General features: G+C 35.9%; 14 protein-coding genes. 13 read left to right on the top strand and 1 reads right to left on the bottom strand.

Annotated features, from left to right (window positions below; genetic code table 11):
* Positions 1–11 precede the first annotated feature (11 nt).
* From ligA to gatB, 7 genes are all read left to right on the top strand, one after another.
* Positions 12–2,012, top strand: coding sequence for an NAD-dependent DNA ligase LigA (gene ligA, locus COE53_RS09105; RefSeq protein ID WP_069032655.1), 2,001 nt, complete (start codon positions 12–14; stop codon positions 2,010–2,012).
* A gap of 73 nt (positions 2,013–2,085) precedes the next feature.
* Positions 2,086–3,288 carry a CamS family sex pheromone protein gene (locus COE53_RS09110; protein WP_069032656.1) on the top strand — a complete coding sequence of 401 codons (1,203 nt, stop codon included), beginning with the start codon at positions 2,086–2,088 and terminating at the stop codon, positions 3,286–3,288.
* Positions 3,289–3,490: 202 nt separating this feature from the next.
* Complete coding sequence (gene pruA, locus COE53_RS09115) at positions 3,491–5,038, top strand: L-glutamate gamma-semialdehyde dehydrogenase (protein ID WP_069032657.1); 1,548 nt, start codon at positions 3,491–3,493, stop codon at positions 5,036–5,038.
* A 239-nt stretch (positions 5,039–5,277) separates the two neighbouring features.
* On the top strand, positions 5,278–5,802 hold the full coding sequence (locus COE53_RS09120) for a deoxycytidylate deaminase (RefSeq protein ID WP_069032658.1): 525 nt from the start codon (positions 5,278–5,280) through the stop codon (positions 5,800–5,802).
* A gap of 287 nt (positions 5,803–6,089) precedes the next feature.
* The gene (gene gatC, locus COE53_RS09125) at positions 6,090–6,380 is read left to right on the top strand and encodes an Asp-tRNA(Asn)/Glu-tRNA(Gln) amidotransferase subunit GatC (protein WP_069032659.1); all 291 of its coding nucleotides are present in this window, start codon (positions 6,090–6,092) and stop codon (positions 6,378–6,380) included.
* 14 nt (positions 6,381–6,394) lie between these two features.
* On the top strand, positions 6,395–7,849 hold the full coding sequence (gatA, locus tag COE53_RS09130) for an Asp-tRNA(Asn)/Glu-tRNA(Gln) amidotransferase subunit GatA (protein ID WP_069032660.1): 1,455 nt from the start codon (positions 6,395–6,397) through the stop codon (positions 7,847–7,849).
* 15 nt (positions 7,850–7,864) lie between these two features.
* On the top strand, positions 7,865–9,295 hold the full coding sequence (gatB, locus tag COE53_RS09135) for an Asp-tRNA(Asn)/Glu-tRNA(Gln) amidotransferase subunit GatB (protein WP_069032661.1): 1,431 nt from the start codon (positions 7,865–7,867) through the stop codon (positions 9,293–9,295).
* A gap of 59 nt (positions 9,296–9,354) precedes the next feature.
* Here the strand turns inward: gatB and COE53_RS09140 are convergent, their stop codons facing one another.
* The gene (locus COE53_RS09140; protein WP_025569123.1) at positions 9,355–9,822 is read right to left on the bottom strand and encodes a formate/nitrite transporter family protein; all 468 of its coding nucleotides are present in this window, start codon (positions 9,820–9,822) and stop codon (positions 9,355–9,357) included.
* 262 nt (positions 9,823–10,084) lie between these two features.
* Between COE53_RS09140 and COE53_RS09145 the strand changes: the two genes are divergently transcribed.
* The 6 genes from COE53_RS09145 (at position 10,085) to COE53_RS09170 (ending at position 17,489) form a co-directional block, all read left to right on the top strand.
* Positions 10,085–10,969, top strand: a complete 885-nt coding sequence (locus COE53_RS09145; protein WP_025569121.1) for a diacylglycerol kinase — start codon at positions 10,085–10,087, stop codon at positions 10,967–10,969.
* A gap of 109 nt (positions 10,970–11,078) precedes the next feature.
* Positions 11,079–12,452: a 23S rRNA (uracil(1939)-C(5))-methyltransferase RlmD gene (gene rlmD / locus COE53_RS09150; protein ID WP_069032662.1), complete on the top strand. Its 1,374-nt coding sequence runs from the start codon at positions 11,079–11,081 to the stop codon at positions 12,450–12,452.
* A 214-nt stretch (positions 12,453–12,666) separates the two neighbouring features.
* Positions 12,667–13,650, top strand: coding sequence for a tRNA dihydrouridine synthase (locus COE53_RS09155; RefSeq protein WP_025569119.1), 984 nt, complete (start codon positions 12,667–12,669; stop codon positions 13,648–13,650).
* Between the two features lie 366 nt (positions 13,651–14,016).
* Positions 14,017–14,934 carry an N-acetylglucosamine kinase gene (locus COE53_RS09160; RefSeq protein WP_069032663.1) on the top strand — a complete coding sequence of 306 codons (918 nt, stop codon included), beginning with the start codon at positions 14,017–14,019 and terminating at the stop codon, positions 14,932–14,934.
* Positions 14,935–14,967: 33 nt separating this feature from the next.
* Positions 14,968–16,095 carry a MupG family TIM beta-alpha barrel fold protein gene (locus COE53_RS09165; RefSeq protein ID WP_025568876.1) on the top strand — a complete coding sequence of 376 codons (1,128 nt, stop codon included), beginning with the start codon at positions 14,968–14,970 and terminating at the stop codon, positions 16,093–16,095.
* A gap of 26 nt (positions 16,096–16,121) precedes the next feature.
* Positions 16,122–17,489: a nucleotidyltransferase family protein gene (locus tag COE53_RS09170; RefSeq protein ID WP_218962882.1), complete on the top strand. Its 1,368-nt coding sequence runs from the start codon at positions 16,122–16,124 to the stop codon at positions 17,487–17,489.
* The last annotated feature ends 13 nt before the right edge of the window (positions 17,490–17,502 follow it).

Genomic DNA, 17,502 nt, shown 5'->3' on the forward strand with positions numbered 1-17,502 from the left:
ATGGAGAGCTCATGGATCAAAAAATCATTGATAGAATTGAAGAACTAAGAACAAAATTAAATCAATACAACTATGAGTATTATGTATTAGATCAGCCATCAGTGCCAGATGCTGAGTATGACTTACTATTACATGAATTGATAGGATTGGAAGAACAATATCCTGAAATTTTAACACCAGATTCTCCATCTCAACGTATAGGTGGACAGGCAATTGATTTGTTCGAAAAAGTCGTTCACAGTCATCCTATGTTAAGCCTTGGAAATGCGTTTAATGAAGGAGATTTAAGAGATTTCGACCAAAGAATTAGACAGGATTCAGCGGGAGTATCTTATGTTTGTGAACTTAAAATAGACGGTTTAGCTGTTTCCTTACAATATGAAAATGGATTGTTTGTCAAAGGTGCAACTCGTGGTGATGGTACAGTTGGAGAAGATATTACGCATAATTTAAAGACGATTAAAGCCATTCCATTAAGACTTTCTGAGCCAATTACAATAGAGGCTCGTGGTGAAGCATTCATGCCAAAAGCTAGCTTCGAAAAGGTAAATGAATCGCGTGAAAAGAACGGGGAAGAATTATTTGCAAATCCAAGAAATGCAGCGGCTGGTTCATTGCGCCAACTTGACCCGAAAATTGTTGCAAAGAGAGATTTATCGTTCTTCGTTTATGGATTCCCTACAGCCGAGGAATTTTCAATTCAAAAGCATAGCGAAGCATTGGACTATCTTCACAAACTTGGATTTAAAACAAATACTTTCCGCAAAACATGCCATACAATTGAAGAAGTAATTGAATACGTTGAGGAATGGAAAGAAAAACGACCATCATTGCCTTATGAGATTGATGGAATTGTCATAAAAGTGGATGAATACAGTATTCAGAAAAAGTTAGGTTCAACAGCAAAAGTACCAAGATGGGCTATTGCATTTAAGTTCCCAGCTGAAGAGGTAGTTACAAAATTAGTAGATATCGAATTAAGTGTTGGACGTACAGGTGTAGTAACACCAACTGCAATTTTAGAACCTGTTCGTGTTGCAGGTACAGTAGTAAAACGTGCATCGCTTCATAATGAAGATTTAATTAAAGAAAAAGACATTCGAATTGGTGACTCAGTCGTTATTCGCAAGGCTGGAGATATTATTCCTGAAGTAGTAAATGTTCTACTAGATCGTCGTACTGGTGATGAACAGCCTTTTGCAATGCCAACTCACTGCCCTTCATGTGATCATGAGTTAATAAGAGTCACAGGTGAAGTAGCACTACGTTGTGTAAATCCTTTCTGCCCATCTCAAATTCGTGAAGGATTAATTCATTTTGCGTCTCGTGATGCAATGAATATCGAAGGTTTAGGCGAAAGAGTAGTAGCGCAATTATTCGATGCTAATTTGATTAAGACATTTACAGATCTTTATCTTCTAACGAAAGAACAATTATTATCACTTGAACGATTTGGAGAAAAATCTGCAGATAAATTAATTTCTGCAATACAAGCTTCTAAAGAAAATTCACTTGAAAAATTATTATTTGGTTTAGGTATTCGTCATGTTGGAGCTAAAGCAGCAAAAACATTAGCCCAGCATTTCCAAACAATTGATCGACTGATGGAAGCAGCGGTTGAGGAAATTACCGGAATTAATGAAATTGGTTCTAAAATGGCCCAGTCAATTAATGATTATTTTTCACAAGACGAAGTAAAAGAACTTATTTCAACGTTTCAAACGGTTGGAGTAAATACTGAGTATAAAGGGATTCAAGTAGAAAATATGAATATGGATTCTCTTTTTGCTGGTAAAACAGTAGTATTAACTGGTAAGCTAGAACAGATGACTAGAAGTGAGGCTAAAAAGCAATTAGAAGCACTCGGCGCAAAAGTAGCAGGAAGTGTTAGTAAGAGTACTGATTTAGTCATTGCAGGTGAGGCTGCTGGATCGAAATTAGATGCAGCACGTAAATTAAATATCGAGATTTGGGATGAAGAAAGAATGATTAAAGAGCTTCAACCACAATAATAGTTCAATCAACAAGAGGGCGGATTAATGAGGTAGTGGTTCGTTCACTTAATAAGTAGAAGGTGTGAGTTAGATGAAAAAACGTATAGGAATGCTCCTATGTTGTCTTTCGCTCATCTTATCTGGCTGTTCATTATCAATAAAGAATGAAGATAAGGTTGTACAAGAGAGCAATAATAAAAAAGGGGAAGACGCAATCATACCCCGCTATTCAATTTCAAATGACTACTACAAGACAATACTTCCATTTAAACCAAGTAAAACAAGAGGTGCTGTCGTTGCAAATATCGATAATAGACTTGATATTAGTGAATTTGAATTAGGTTTAATGCGAATTGTACAAGAGCAATATTCAACAAAAGATTACTTGTATCAAGAAGGACAATTATTAAGTAAAAAAACAGTGGAATCTTGGCTAAAAAGGAAGTATACTCCTTCACAATTTAAACAAAAACAAGATGCACTTAAGAGCGCAAATTTAAAGCCAAGTTCAATTACAAATGATGGATTGAATCCAATTCAAACGGATACAAAAAATCTTACGGAAGATCAAAAGGCTAAACAAGCTCCGATATTTTTAAATTCTATTTTAGAACAGGATTATCTAAAAAAGGACGGAAAAGAAGTTAAAGTTGAGGGTGTAGCAATTGGTTTAGCAATGAACTCTGTTTATTATTATCAAGAGGAGCACGGCTACCCAAGAGAGCTTAAAATTCCTCAAGATGAAATGATTAAACAAGGTAAAGCGATCGCTCAAGAAATTTTGACGCGAGTGCGAAAAATGGATGAATTTAAAGATATACCAATTACATTTGCTATTTTCCGTCAGCAAAGCCAATCATCTGTAGTACCTGGAAACTATGTTGCAATGACTTCAGTTTCTGGAAATGACTTCTCAATTAGCAATTGGGATAAAATAAATGAGAAATACTATTTATTCCCTTCAGCCGCTGCAACTGCAGATTACCGAGATGATGCTATGAAAATGGTTAATTTTAAATCAGATATAGAAAATTATTTTCCGAATTATACTGGTGTTGTAGGCACTGGTTTTTATAAGGATAATGAATTAATACAACTAAAAATTGATATACCTATGCAATTTTATGGTAAGGCAGAAGTCATAGCTTTTACTCAGTATGTAGCAGGACTTATGATGGACCATTTCCCTTCATACTTAAAGGTTGAGACGAATATATTCTCATCAAATGGACAGGAAGCACTCATCGTAAAAGAGGTAGATGCTAAGGAACCAAGTGTGCATATTTATAACTAAAAGGAAGAGGACTACTCTTCCTTTTTTTTAATATAAGGGAAGAATCTGTAAGCGTTTCATATTTGAAGAATATATAGGAATATTGTATTATGTATATGTGAGTTTTTTATAGAGTAGTTATTCTACTAGCAATTGACTGAAAAAACTGAATGAAAAACGGTTACAGTTGTTGCTATTTTCAAACTAAAGGGGGATTTATTCAATGGTTATACCTTACAAACATGAGCCATTTACTAACTTTGGCTTAGAGGAAAATCAAGAACAATACAATCAAGGATTAGCAAAAGTTTCATCTTATTTAGGTGAAAAATATCCACTAATCATTGGTGGAGAGCGTATCTTTACAGAAGAACAGATCGTATCTGTAAATCCTTCAAATCATAAAGAAGTTATTGGTTCTGTATCTAAAGCAAGTCGTGACTTAGCTGAAAAAGCTATGCAAATTGCTGATACAACTTTTAATACATGGAAAAAAGTTAAACCTGAAGTTCGTGCTGACATCTTATTCCGTGCGGCTGCAATTATTCGTCGTCGTAAACACGAATTCTCAGCTTTATTAACTAAAGAAGCTGGTAAACCTTGGAATGAAGCTGATGCTGATACAGCTGAAGCAATTGATTTCTTAGAGTTCTATGCTCGTCAAATGTTACAATTAAAAGACGGAATTCCTGTTGAAAGCCGTCCTGGTGAATATAACCGTTTCAACTACATTCCATTAGGAGTTGGCGTTGTAATTTCTCCTTGGAACTTCCCATTTGCAATAATGGCTGGAACAACTGTAGCTGCTGTAGTAACAGGTAACACTGTTCTATTAAAACCAGCAAGTACAACTCCAGTAGTTGCTTACAAATTCTTAGAAGTATTAGAAGAAGCTGGATTACCTGCAGGAGTAGTAAACTTCGTACCAGGTAGTGGTGCTGAAGTAGGAGATTACTTAGTTGATCACCCACGCACTCGTTTCATCAGCTTTACTGGTTCTAAAGAAGTAGGTATTCGTATCTATGAGCGTGCTGCAAAAGTAAACCCAGGTCAAATCTGGTTAAAACGTGTTATCGCTGAAATGGGCGGTAAAGACACAATGGTAGTTGATAAAGAAGCTGATTTAGAATTAGCTGCTAAATCAATCGTTTCATCTGCATTCGGATTCTCTGGTCAAAAATGTTCAGCATGTTCTCGTGCAGTAATTCACCAAGATGTGTATGATCAAGTTCTTGCTCGTGCAATCGAATTAACAAACGAATTAACTGTTGGAAACCCAGAAGACCGTTCAACTTACATGGGTCCAGTTAATGACCAAGCTGCTTTCAATAAAGTAATGAGCTACGTACAAATCGGACGTGAAGAAGGCCGTGTAGTAACAGGTGGAGAAGGAGACGACTCTACTGGTTGGTTCATCAAACCAACAATCGTTGCTGACGTTGCTGAAGATGCTCGTTTAATGAAAGAAGAAATCTTTGGACCAGTTGTAGCATTCTGCAAAGCTAAAGATTTTGATCACGCTTTAGAAATTGCTAACAATACTGAATACGGATTAACAGGTGCTGTTATCTCTAACAACCGTGCAAACATCGAAAAAGCACGTGAAGACTTCCACGCTGGTAACTTATACTTCAACCGTGGATGTACTGGTGCAATCGTTGGTTACCAACCATTTGGTGGATTCAACATGTCAGGTACTGACTCAAAAGCAGGCGGACCAGACTACCTAGTTCTTCACATGCAAGGTAAAACAACTTCAGAAATGCTTTAATAGATTAAAAAATGGCTTGTCTTATGGACAACCTATAAAAGAGTAAACCCACGAAGAAATTTCTTTGTGGGTTTCTTTTTATATTTTAAATGTTAGGAAAAAATGTATAATCGAACGTAATCAGAAACGGTTCACATTATTGGAGAAGACATAACATAAATATTTCCAAGCAAAGCCCTTCCCCATATTATTATGCTATAATTTTATATAAATGATAGTGAACAGAGAGAAGGGATATCATGCAAATTTTACAGAGAATTATTCAATTAGTAGATTCAATTCCATTAGGAACTCGTGATGATTGGGACTCTTATTTTTTAGGACAGGCATTTATAACTTCTCTTCGTTCAACTTGCGGAAGTAGAAGGGTTGGAGCAGTTATTGTAAGTGATAATAGAATAATTGCTTCTGGATATAATGGATATCCGAAAGGAGCTAAGCATTGTATCGATGGGGGATGTCCACGCTTTGCTGCTCGTCAAGAAGGGTTATTAGATAGTGGTAAATACTCAGATCAGTATCCTTGTGATGCTTTCCATGCTGAAGAAAATGCAATTTATCAACTAGTACAATCAGGAATTCAAAAAACGAAAGGTGATAATTGGACAATCTATTGTACAACTGCACCGTGTCGAGCTTGTGCAAAAATGATAAATGGAGCGGGGATTACTAGAGTTGTATATAATGTAGGGTATCCGGATGATTATTCAATTGAGTATTTTAAAAAATATGGAATTGAACTAACAAGAATCCCTGCTGAATAAACTTTAGTCCAAATTTAAACAAACGTTTGATTAATTGTATATGTAAGAATTTGATGTACAGACTGTTTGGAAGCGAATGTCTTTTGAGGTTCGTTTAGCCTAATGAGGAGCGGAGTTATCCTATACGATAATGAGCTTCAGTTAGGTGAGTAACGAAGAAAGAGACCGTTTGGCGGACAGTCTGTAATTATTTTGCTTGTATTTAAGTGGAATGTTGCCCGACACATGGGAAATTTGGTATTATCAGTATATTGTATGTTGTGCGAATAATATGGAGGTGCATATAAATGTCAAAAATTACAATGGAGCAAGTTAAGCACGTTGCTCATTTAGCGCGTTTAGCGGTGACTGAGGAAGAAGCAGAGAAGTTTTCAAAACAACTTGGAGCAATTTTAGATTTTGCTGAGCAGTTAGGTGAACTTGATACAACAAATGTGAAACCAACTACACATGTCCTAAAAATGCGTAATGTATTACGTAAAGATGAGCCAGGTAAAGGTTTACCAATTGAAGAGGTACTGAAAAATGCACCAGACCACAAAGATGGACAAGTTAAAGTACCGTCAATATTGGATTAAGGGGGGAAATTAGAATGTCATTATTTGAATATACAGTTTCAGAATTACATAGCAAATTAAAATCAAAAGAGATTAAGGTAGAAGAATTAGTAAATGAATCTTATGAGCGAATCTCTGCAGTTGATGGTGAAGTAAAATCATTTTTAACTTTAAATGAAGAGCAAGCGCGTCTACAAGCTAAAGCACTTGATGAAAAGCCTTGGGATGAGTCTCGTGGAATCCTTGCTGGTATGCCTATTGGTGTAAAAGATAATATCGTTACAAAGGGTCTTCGTACTACTTGTGCGAGTAAAATTCTTGAGAACTTCAATCCAATTTATGATGCGACAGTTGTAACGAAATTAGCTCAAGCTGAAAGCATTACGATCGGAAAATTAAATATGGATGAATTTGCAATGGGTTCATCTAATGAAAATTCTGCGTTCGGTGGTACTCGTAACCCTTGGAATACTGAATACGTACCAGGCGGAAGTAGCGGTGGGTCTGCAGCTTCAGTAGCTGCTGGAGAAGTATTATTCTCTTTAGGTTCTGATACAGGTGGATCAATCCGTCAACCAGCTTCATTTTGTGGAGTTGTTGGTTTAAAACCTACATATGGTCGTGTATCTCGTTCTGGTTTAGTAGCATTTGCTTCTTCACTAGACCAAATTGGACCAATTACTAGAAATGTAGAAGATAATGCATTGTTATTACAAGCAATTTCAGGATTAGATGCAAGTGACTCAACTTCAGCTAATGTAGAAGTTCCTTCATTTGCTAAGGCGTTAACAGGTGATGTAAAAGGTCTTCGTATCGCTGTACCTAAAGAATATTTAGGAGAAGGCGTTGGTGAAGAAGCTCGTGCATCTGTTATGGCTGCTTTAAATTTATTAGAAAGCCTAGGTGCTACTTGGGAAGAGGTTTCATTACCACATTCTAAATACGCATTAGCTACATATTATTTAATTTCTTCATCTGAAGCATCTGCTAACTTAGCTCGTTTCGATGGTATTCGCTACGGTCACCGTGCAGCTGATGTAGAAAACTTAATTGATCTTTATAAGAAAACTAGAGCTGAAGGCTTTGGAGACGAAGTAAAACGTCGTATCATGTTAGGTACTTATGCATTAAGTTCTGGTTACTATGATGCTTACTATAAAAAAGCTCAACAAGTTCGTACATTAATAAAAGAAGATTTCGAGAAAGTATTTGAAAACTATGATGTTATTATTGGCCCAACTACACCAACTCCTGCATTTAAAGTAGGCGAAAAAGTAAGTGATCCAATGACAATGTACGCAAATGATATTTTAACGATTCCTATTAACTTAGCGGGTGTACCTGCGATTTCTGTTCCTTGTGGTTTCCATAATGGTCTTCCATTAGGATTACAAATTATCGGTAAACATTTTGATGAGTCTACAATTTACAGAGTTGCCCATGCATACGAGCAAGCAACTGACTTTACAAAACAAAGACCACAACTATAAGGAGGCGCGGGAAAGATGAATTTTGAAACGATAATCGGTTTAGAAGTACACGTAGAATTAAAAACAAAATCAAAAATCTTCTCACCAAGCCCTAATGCGTTTGGTGCAGAACCAAATACAAACACTGGTGTAATTGATTTAGGTTACCCAGGTGTGTTACCAGTATTAAATGAAGAAGCTGTAAACTTTGGTATGAGGGCAGCAATGGCGTTAAATTGTGAAATTGCAACTGAAACAAAGTTTGACCGTAAAAACTACTTCTATCCTGATAATCCAAAAGCTTACCAAATCTCTCAATTTGATAAGCCGATTGGTGAAAATGGATGGATTGAAATTGAAGTTGGTGGCAAAAAGAAACGTATCGGTATTACGCGCGTTCATTTAGAAGAGGATGCTGGAAAGTTAAATCATACAGATGAAGGTTATTCATTAGTAGACTTTAACCGTCAAGGAACTCCATTAATTGAAATCGTTTCTGAGCCGGATATGAGAACTCCTGAAGAGGCTTATGCATATTTAGAAAAACTTAAGTCAATTATTCAATTCAGCGGTGTATCAGATGTAAAAATGGAAGAAGGATCACTTCGTTGTGATGCTAATATATCTTTACGTCCATTTGGACAAGAAGAATTCGGTACAAAAGCAGAATTAAAGAACTTAAACTCATTTGCTTTCGTTCAAAAAGGACTAGAGCACGAACAAGTTCGCCAAGAAAAAGTATTATTATCTGGCGGAGTAATCCAACAGGAAACGCGTCGTTACGATGAAGCTACAAAGACTACAATCTTAATGCGTGTAAAAGAAGGATCGGATGATTACCGTTACTTCCCAGAGCCAGACTTAGTTGAACTATACATTGATGATGAGTGGAAAGAACGTGTTCGCCAAAGTATTCCGGAGCTTCCAGATGCTCGTCAAAAACGCTATGTAGACCAATTAGGTTTACCAGCATACGATGCAATGGTATTAACTTTAACAAAAGAAATGTCTGATTTCTTCGATGAAACAGTAAACAATGGTGCAGATGCAAAATTAGCATCTAACTGGTTAATGGGTGAAGTTTCAGCGTACTTAAATAAATCACAAAAAGAACTACATGAAGTTGCTTTAACGCCTGAAAACTTATCTAGTATGCTTAAGTTAATTACAGACGGTACAATCTCTTCTAAGATTGCGAAAAAAGTATTCACTGAGTTAATCGAAAACGGTGGAGACGCAAATGAAATTGTAAAAGCGAAAGGTTTAGTACAATTATCTGATGAAGGCGCTCTTCGTAAAATCGTTATCGAAACTCTTGATGCTAACCCACAATCAATTGAAGACTTTAAAAATGGTAAGGACCGAGCTATTGGCTTCCTTGTTGGTCAAATGATGAAAGCGACTAAAGGCCAAGCGAATCCACCACTATTAAATAAGATCTTAATGGAAGAAATTCAAAAAAGATAAGATTTTCAATACAAAAAACTACGGACTATAAGCTCCGTAGTTTTTTTGTACATTTAAAGTCAAAATGACTCAATAATATGGTTGGCTTGTTGGTGCATACAAAAGGATATCCACTTTACTGTTGGATCGTTATATAATCCTGTTACATGAATTAATAAAGAAAAACAGCCAGCACCTAGTATATTTCCAATGTAAGTTATAAGCCACAAATTTAGCACCTCAAGCCAATTCATTCTTCCTCTTATGGCAGTATAGGCAAAATAAAATATGTTTCCTATAAATAGATCAGCTCCACCGTATGCAATAAGAAGAATGGCGACAGTAATTGTTATAGCAGCCATTGGGTAGGCAAAAGGTGTATACGTAGCATGAAAGAAATTACTTGATTTAAATGCTACGATAACCCCGAAGCCTATAAACATACTAGCCATTATTGCTCTTAATAAAAAACGCAAAACACTATCTCGATAAATTTTTAACTTTTTTAGAGCAAAATACTCTACATTCACGAACGGTTTGTTATCCATCTCATTATCAATCCTTAATTCTACTTTAATGTTTTTATCATCAATATGTACTATAATGATTAAGTTGTTCAAAACGGTAGAAAAATATAGCAAAGAAACGAATGTAATATAAATTTAATATAATATAATATTGCTTTTCAATATGGGTTTGAACATGCTTTAGAAAGGTAAAAATAGATAAGTAAATGGAAAAAGTTTACTACAAAATCTTTTTAGGTTAGGATATAAGTTAGAGAACTTAAATAAATAAGTAGGATGGTTAATGATGAAACGTGCAAGAATTATCTACAACCCTACTTCTGGTCGTGAAATTTTTAAGAAAAAGCTTCCCGATGTGTTGCAATTGTTCGAGCAAGCGGGTTATGAAACCTCTTGTCATGCAACAACTGGTGCAGGTGATGCGACAATGGCAGCAAGAGAAGCATGTGAACGAAAATTTGATTTAGTTGTAGCTTGCGGTGGAGATGGAACACTTAATGAAGTCATTAGTGGTATGGCAGAACAAGAATATCGACCAAAGTTAGGATTAATCCCAGTTGGGACAACAAATGATTTTGCTAGAGCAATTGGTGTGAATGTTTCAATTATGGAAGCGGCTGAAGTCATAACAAATGGGCAAACTGTGCCTCTTGATATTGGAAGAGTTGATGATAAATATTTTGTAAATATTTTAGCTGCCGGTAAAATTACAGAATTAACATATGAAGTACCTAGTAAACTAAAAACAATGTTAGGACAGCTAGCATATTATTTAAAAGGTATTGAAATGTTACCAAGAGTTAAGCCTACACGATTAAAAATTGAGTATGATGGAAAAGTATTTGATGAAGAAGCATTTTTGTTCTTATTATCGAATACAAATTCTGTTGGTGGATTTGAAAAAATTGCACCTGAAGCAAGTATTAATGATGGACAATTTGACTTATTAGTCTTAAAGAAATCAAATATAGCTGAAATCATCAGAGTATGTGCTCAGCTATTAAGTGGCCAGCATGTACAAAATGAACATGTTCTTTATACTAGAGCAAGCCATTTGAAAATTATGTCTGATGATAAACTACTATTAAATATTGATGGTGAGTACGGTGGAGAAACACCATGTACTGTCGATATGCTTTACAACCACCTAGAAATCTATGTACCATAATAAGTGAAATAGTAGTAAATACTAGAAAAAGTAACCACGGTAGTTAACGTGGTTATTTATTTTGTATAATGAAATGGTTTAATAAAAGGTTGAAAGGTAGGTAAGGGACTTGTCGAAAAGAGTGTTACCTGTAGAAAAGAATCAATTAATAGATGTTGAATTTATCGATTTAACTCATGAGGGACATGGAGTTGCAAAGGTGGATGGATATCCGATTTTTGTACCAAATGCACTCCCTGGTGAAAAAGCACAAATTAAGGTGCTAAAAACAAGTAAAGGCTTTGGGTTCGGTAAAATCATTGAATTCCAAAAAGAAAGTGATGTTCGAGTAGAACCGATTTGTTCGATTTACAATCAATGTGGTGGTTGTCAAACTCAACATATGAGCTATGAAGGCCAACTTGAGGCGAAACATAAACAAGTAGTAGAGGTTGTAAAAAGAATTGGAAAACTTGATGACGTAGTAATCCACCCAGTGTTAGGCATGGAAAACCCATGGAGTTATCGTAACAAAGCACAAGTTCCTGTAGGGGATCTAGAAGGTGGATTAGTTGTTGGTTTCTATCAAAAGAGAAGCCATGAAATTATTCCAATGAATGAATGCTACATTCAAGGAAAAGAAAATGATGAAATGATCCAAACTGTGAAGGATCTTTGTGAAGAATTAAAAATCGAGCCATACGATGAAGTTGGCCACAAAGGACAATTGCGTCATATTATGGCACGCTATGGTTACTATACAAATGAATCAATGCTAGTTCTTGTTACTAATAAAGTGAACTTTGCTCAAAAAGACGAATTAATAGCTAGAATTGTTGAAAAATATCCAACAATTACAAGTATTATTCAAAATGTAAATAATGAAAAAACAAATGTGATTCTTGGAAATCAAACAATTGTATTATACGGAAGTGAAACAATCAAAGATAAAATTGGTGATATCACTTTTGAAATATCAGCTCGATCATTTTATCAAGTAAACCCTACACAAACTAAGGTTTTATATGATAAAACACTCGAGTATACAAACTTAAACGGTAGTGAAACAGTTATTGATGCATACTGTGGAATCGGTTCAATATCTTTATTTTTAGCTCAAAAGGCTAAAAAGGTTTATGGTGTTGAAATTGTACCAGAGGCAATTGAAGATGCGAAACGAAATGCTATGATTAATGAGATGACAAATGTTGAATTTGAAGTAGGGAAAGCTGAAGAAGTTATACCTAATTGGTACAAGCAAGGTATTACAGCTGAAGTATTAGTTGTAGATCCTCCAAGAAAAGGTTGTGACGAGGCTTTATTAAATACAATCATTGATATGAAGCCAGGCAAAGTAGTTTATGTATCATGTAATCCTGCTACATTAGCAAGAGATTTACGAGTACTTGAAGACGGTGGTTATAAAACAGTAGAAATACAGCCAGTGGATATGTTCCCACATACTAGTCACGTGGAAGCTGTCGCAAAATTAGTACTAAATTAAGGGAACAGACACTAAGTTTTTGAACCTGATGTCCTTCTAAAGTTCTTCAGTTTTGTAGCAAAACCTTTATTAACTTGGATCACTGGATTGCTATTTGATGGCGTGGAGATAATAAGGGAATGAAGATACAAGTGTAAGCAAGGGCTTCTTGCTTTTTAATTTTGGGATAGGAGAATGGACTGGAATCCCATAATGAGAGGATTTGAAATTTAATATGAAAGATAATTTTTGGCGCGATTTACCGCGACCGTTTTTTATACTGGCACCAATGGAAGAAGTAACGGATGTTGTATTTCGTCACGTTGTAAGTGAAGCAGCCAGACCAGATGTGTTTTTCACAGAGTTTACAAATAGTGAGAGTTATTGTCACCCAGAAGGAAACAAAAGTGTGCGTGGGCGTTTGGCTTTTACAGAGGATGAACAGCCGATGGTAGCTCATATATGGGGTGATAAACCTGAATTTTTCCGACAAATGAGTATTGGTATGGCAGAACTTGGGTTTAAAGGTGTGGATATCAATATGGGCTGTCCTGTACCTAATGTGGCAGGGCACGGAAAGGGAAGCGGCCTGATTCGCCGTCCAGAAGTTGCAGCAGAATTAATACAAGCAGCAAAAGCAGGAGGATTACCTGTAAGTGTGAAGACAAGGCTTGGTTTCTCTGAGGTAGACGAATGGCGCGACTGGCTAACTCACATTTTGAAACAAGACATTGCCAATCTGTCAATCCATCTTCGTACAAGAGATGAAATGAGCAAAGTGGATGCACATTGGGAATTAATACCGGAGATAAAGAAACTTCGTGACGAAGTGGCACCAGATACACTCTTAACGATCAATGGGGATATTACTGACCGTCAAATTGGTTTAAAGCTCGCTGATCAATACGGTATTGATGGGATTATGATTGGCCGCGGTATTTTCCATAATCCGTTTGCTTTTGAAAAGGAGCCGACAGAACATAGCAGTAAGGAACTACTTGATCTCTTAAGATTGCATATGGATCTTCATGATAAATATTCACATTTAGAGCTCCGTTCGTTCAAGGCTCTTCATCGCTTTTTTAAGATATATGTCCGTGGGTTTAGAGGGGCAAGTGAATTAAGAAATCAATTAATGAGTACATCATCAACAGATGAAGTACGTGCAATGCTTGATAACTTTGAGTCAAAGTATCTTGATGGAATATTGGAACTGTAAAATTGTCAGCCCTAGTGTTGTCAATTACAGTCTGCACATATAAATACAGATAAAAAGTACTCTTTAGAGTAGACACTTAAAGGTCTAACTATAGGGTACTTTTTTTGTTTTCATTTATATAATCTCCAATTCTAAACCTTGACGAGTTGTTCACATTGAATAAGTGGTTTTTTTCCTTTACATGAAGAAAATATCCACCTAGTAAATGAGAAATGTTTATTTTACAATTAATGCAACTATACATCCATAACAAATTTGAAAAATTAAGATGAAATAAGAAACGAAGAAGAATGAATTTAAAGCTACATGTAAAAGTAGATTGGTACGATAACTTATTAGCTTAACGAAAGGGTGGATCAACACATAATGAATAGATTGATAATCGGAATGGACGGCGGAGGAACGAAAACGAGAGTGGTGGTCAAAGAACGCTTAAACGGAGAAACATTATTTGATAAAAATTTTGGAATGTCCAATTATAACAACATCGGCGTAGAAGGGCTTAGACCAGTATTTAGTGAAATATATGAATCGCTTGTTTCTTATTTTGGAGAGCGCATACAAAATGCGATTCTTGTATTAGGCTCTGCGGGGGTAGATCGACCGAAAGATATTGATATCTATTTGAATGCATTAAAAGAAAGTGGTTTTACTTGTCAGTTAGAAGTAGTGAATGATGCAGAAATTGCTCTTGTTGGTGGGAACGGAGATCGAAAAGATGCTTTGATGATTGCTGGAACAGGCTCCATTGTTATGGGAGTAGACTCAAAAGGAAATACAATACGCTCAGGCGGATGGGGCGGATTAATAAGTGATGAGGGTGGAGGTTTCCAGATTGGTTTACTTGCAATCGCGGCTGTTATGAATGAGTACGACAAAGTAATTGCTCCTACTTCATTTACCGAAAAATTGCTCGCTCATTTTAAGTTGGATTCTCCGGAAGATTTTATGGATTTATTATACTTGGAAGATACAATTCCCGTAGATAAGGTAGCTTCATGTACCCCAATCGTTTTAGAGGCATGGGTAAAAGGTGACGATGCTGCTCGTACAATTGTTGAAGGAGAACTAGATAAGTTGGTTCGTTTAGTCATTGGAATCAGCCGACAAATGGGTTCAATTAATTTTCGCCTATCTGTGGCAGGAAGTTTGCTGACGAAATCAGCTGAGTATTTCGATACACTAAAGGATAAGTTAAGTGTGGCTTTACCCCAAGTTGAACTTTCTGCACCTCTTTATGATCCAGTTTTCGGTGCCATCATTATTGGTGAGAAATACAAGTAATTCAAAATAAAAATAAAGGAATGGCGATCGAATATGCGTGAAATAGGAATTAGTGTATATCCCAACTTTTATCCTTTAGATCAAATCAAAGATTATTTAGAAAAGGCACAATCATTAGGCTTTAAAAAGGTATTTGTTTCACTGATTTTAAATAATCATGGTTTTGAAGGTGCAATAAATGTAAATGCGGACACTTGGAATGAATTATTTAGTTATTGTAATAAACTAAATATGACTGTGTCAGCTGATATGAATGATGAAGTTTTCAGTGAATTAGGTTGTACATTAACTGACCTTACAGCTTTACAGAATATGGGCATCACAAGGCTCCGCATCGATGGAGGGTTCACGAGTGAAGAAGTTGCGCTTCTTTCAAAAAATAAACAGGGAATTCAAATAGAAGTAAATGCTTCAATGTCTTCTTCTAATAATCAAAATGGAAACGCTTTACGCGAATGTCGTGAGTTTTTAGAAACAATCGAACGAGAAGGAAATATCGGACAACTAACAGCTTGTCATAATTTTTTTCCTCTACCAGATACAGCATTGTCTTTAGAAGACATACGCTCCATTAACAATATGTTTGCTTTATTCGGTGTGCCAGTCGGAGGGTTTGTTGCTTCGCAGCTTTCTCCTAAAGATTTACACCATTTAGGTCATGGAGTTTGTACAATTGAAAAACACCGCTTCTTGCCTAGTCATATTGCCATGCTAGAGTTATTTGCAAATTGTTTTAATGATGTGTTAATTGGAGACTCATTTGCAGATCTTTCAGAGCTCAATGAAATGGCTAGATGTTACAAACAAGATTATATAGAAATTCCAGTTGTTTTTAATCAGTTTGTTCCCGAACAGACAAAGGTGAAAATTAGCGAGCAGGTTCTTATTTCAAGAGTAGATCAACCAGCAAATCTCATTCGTGCAACTGATACAAGGGGAATGGAAGTACCTCATTGCTACTGTGCTCCAAGAAAGAAATATACAGTTTCTATTTTAAATAATCGAAGTGCACAATATGAGGGAGAGGTACAAATTTCATTAAAAGATTTAGGACAATCTGTTGAACATAATGTCATTGGATTTATTCATCCTTTTGCATACGATTTAATGCCTTATTTATTAGCAGGCAAAAATAAATTTCGATTAGTTGAATATAAGTAAAAAATTTTTATAGTCGAGGTATTAGAATGGTAAAAAGTGCAGTAATTCTTGCGGCAGGCAAAGGGAGTAAACTAAATCCTTTCAACGCAGTTCGCTCCAAAACAGCAATAAAAATCGCTGGTAAACCATTAATACGTTTTAATATTGAATCCATTGTAGCAATGGGGATAGAAGAGATTGTTGTTGTCGTTAATGAGGAACATCAAAGAGAGATTGAGAATCTTCTATTCGACATGGATAATGTTAAATTTGTAGTTGATCAATCAAATTTAGGAAGTGCAGAAAGCTTAGTTATGGGAGTTGAGAAACTTTCAAGTACTAAGGAGTTTCTTGTTCTTTACGGTGATACAATCGTCGAACAAAAGGATCTTGAGCAATTGGCTAATTCGAACAAACCTACTGTTTTGTTGAAAAAATTAGAAGAATCATCAAGGAATTGGATTGGTGCGAGTATAAAGGATGGATTTGTTCAGTCAATCGGTGCTCATTACCGTGGTGACAGTATTACCCATCAATTCGCGGGATTTCTTTTTGATGAGTCATTACTAGATGATGCGAGAAGAACGCCCGACTATTTTCCGAATGTCAAAGTAGGAGTGGGTGTTCCGAAAGAACGATACGTCGAAGCTGCTCTTCTAAAATCACTTGAGAAAACAAAATTACAAGCGATTGAGTGTAATGGCTATTTCTTTGATATCGATAAGCCTTGGCATATGTTAGAAGCGAATGAATATATGGTGCATCATTTTTGTAATGCAATAAAAGAAAACGAACTAGCAGAAGGCGCGACGATTTCTAAAAATGCAACCATTCATGGTCACGTAAAGCTTGGTAAGAATTCCTCAATTGGTGATCGGGTTGTTATTCACGGTAACCTAATTGTAGGTGATAATACAATCATCGATAACGGTGCAATTTTCAATGGCAATGCTGTTATTGGCGATCATACTGCCATTCGTAATTATTGTATGATTTATGATGGAGTTGCAATTGGATCACATTGTATTTTCGACCACTGTTCAGAGTTCCTTGGCGGAATGGTAATGGATAAAGTATATCTTTACCACTATGGCGAGTTTTATGGCGCAATAGGCAGTCATACGGATATTGGTGCAGCAACGGTTTGTGGGACATTACGCTTTGATGACGGTGAAACTGAGCACTCAGTAAATGGACGGAAAGAAATACCCTTACATTTTTCAAATGCAGCTTATCTTGGTGATTATTGTAGAACTGGTGTGAATACGATTATTATGCCAGGATGTAAAATAGGGGCTTATAGTGTATTAGGAGCAGGTGCAATCATCGATAAAGATATTGAACAAAATAGTCTTGTTTTCGTAAAACAAGATTTAGTTATAAAAAAATGGAGTGAAAAGAAGTACGGTTGGTAAATTTATTAAATCA

The sequence above is a fragment of the Bacillus sp. AFS029533 genome (assembly GCF_002585125.1).
Lineage (GTDB): Bacteria > Bacillota > Bacilli > Bacillales > Bacillaceae_G > Gottfriedia > Gottfriedia luciferensis_B.

What these genes read in the sequence shown, in the direction of transcription:
- ligA (WP_069032655.1), top strand. Translation starts at nt 12, where the DNA reads ATGGATCAAAAAATCATTGATAGAATTGAAGAACTAAGAACAAAATTA.
- COE53_RS09110 (WP_069032656.1), top strand. Translation starts at nt 2,086, where the DNA reads ATGAAAAAACGTATAGGAATGCTCCTATGTTGTCTTTCGCTCATCTTA.
- pruA (WP_069032657.1), top strand. Translation starts at nt 3,491, where the DNA reads ATGGTTATACCTTACAAACATGAGCCATTTACTAACTTTGGCTTAGAG.
- COE53_RS09120 (WP_069032658.1), top strand. Translation starts at nt 5,278, where the DNA reads ATGCAAATTTTACAGAGAATTATTCAATTAGTAGATTCAATTCCATTA.
- gatC (WP_069032659.1), top strand. Translation starts at nt 6,090, where the DNA reads ATGTCAAAAATTACAATGGAGCAAGTTAAGCACGTTGCTCATTTAGCG.
- gatA (WP_069032660.1), top strand. Translation starts at nt 6,395, where the DNA reads ATGTCATTATTTGAATATACAGTTTCAGAATTACATAGCAAATTAAAA.
- gatB (WP_069032661.1), top strand. Translation starts at nt 7,865, where the DNA reads ATGAATTTTGAAACGATAATCGGTTTAGAAGTACACGTAGAATTAAAA.
- COE53_RS09140 (WP_025569123.1), bottom strand. Translation starts at nt 9,822, where the DNA reads ATGGATAACAAACCGTTCGTGAATGTAGAGTATTTTGCTCTAAAAAAG.
- COE53_RS09145 (WP_025569121.1), top strand. Translation starts at nt 10,085, where the DNA reads ATGATGAAACGTGCAAGAATTATCTACAACCCTACTTCTGGTCGTGAA.
- COE53_RS09155 (WP_025569119.1), top strand. Translation starts at nt 12,667, where the DNA reads ATGAAAGATAATTTTTGGCGCGATTTACCGCGACCGTTTTTTATACTG.
- COE53_RS09160 (WP_069032663.1), top strand. Translation starts at nt 14,017, where the DNA reads ATGAATAGATTGATAATCGGAATGGACGGCGGAGGAACGAAAACGAGA.
- COE53_RS09165 (WP_025568876.1), top strand. Translation starts at nt 14,968, where the DNA reads ATGCGTGAAATAGGAATTAGTGTATATCCCAACTTTTATCCTTTAGAT.
- COE53_RS09170 (WP_218962882.1), top strand. Translation starts at nt 16,122, where the DNA reads ATGGTAAAAAGTGCAGTAATTCTTGCGGCAGGCAAAGGGAGTAAACTA.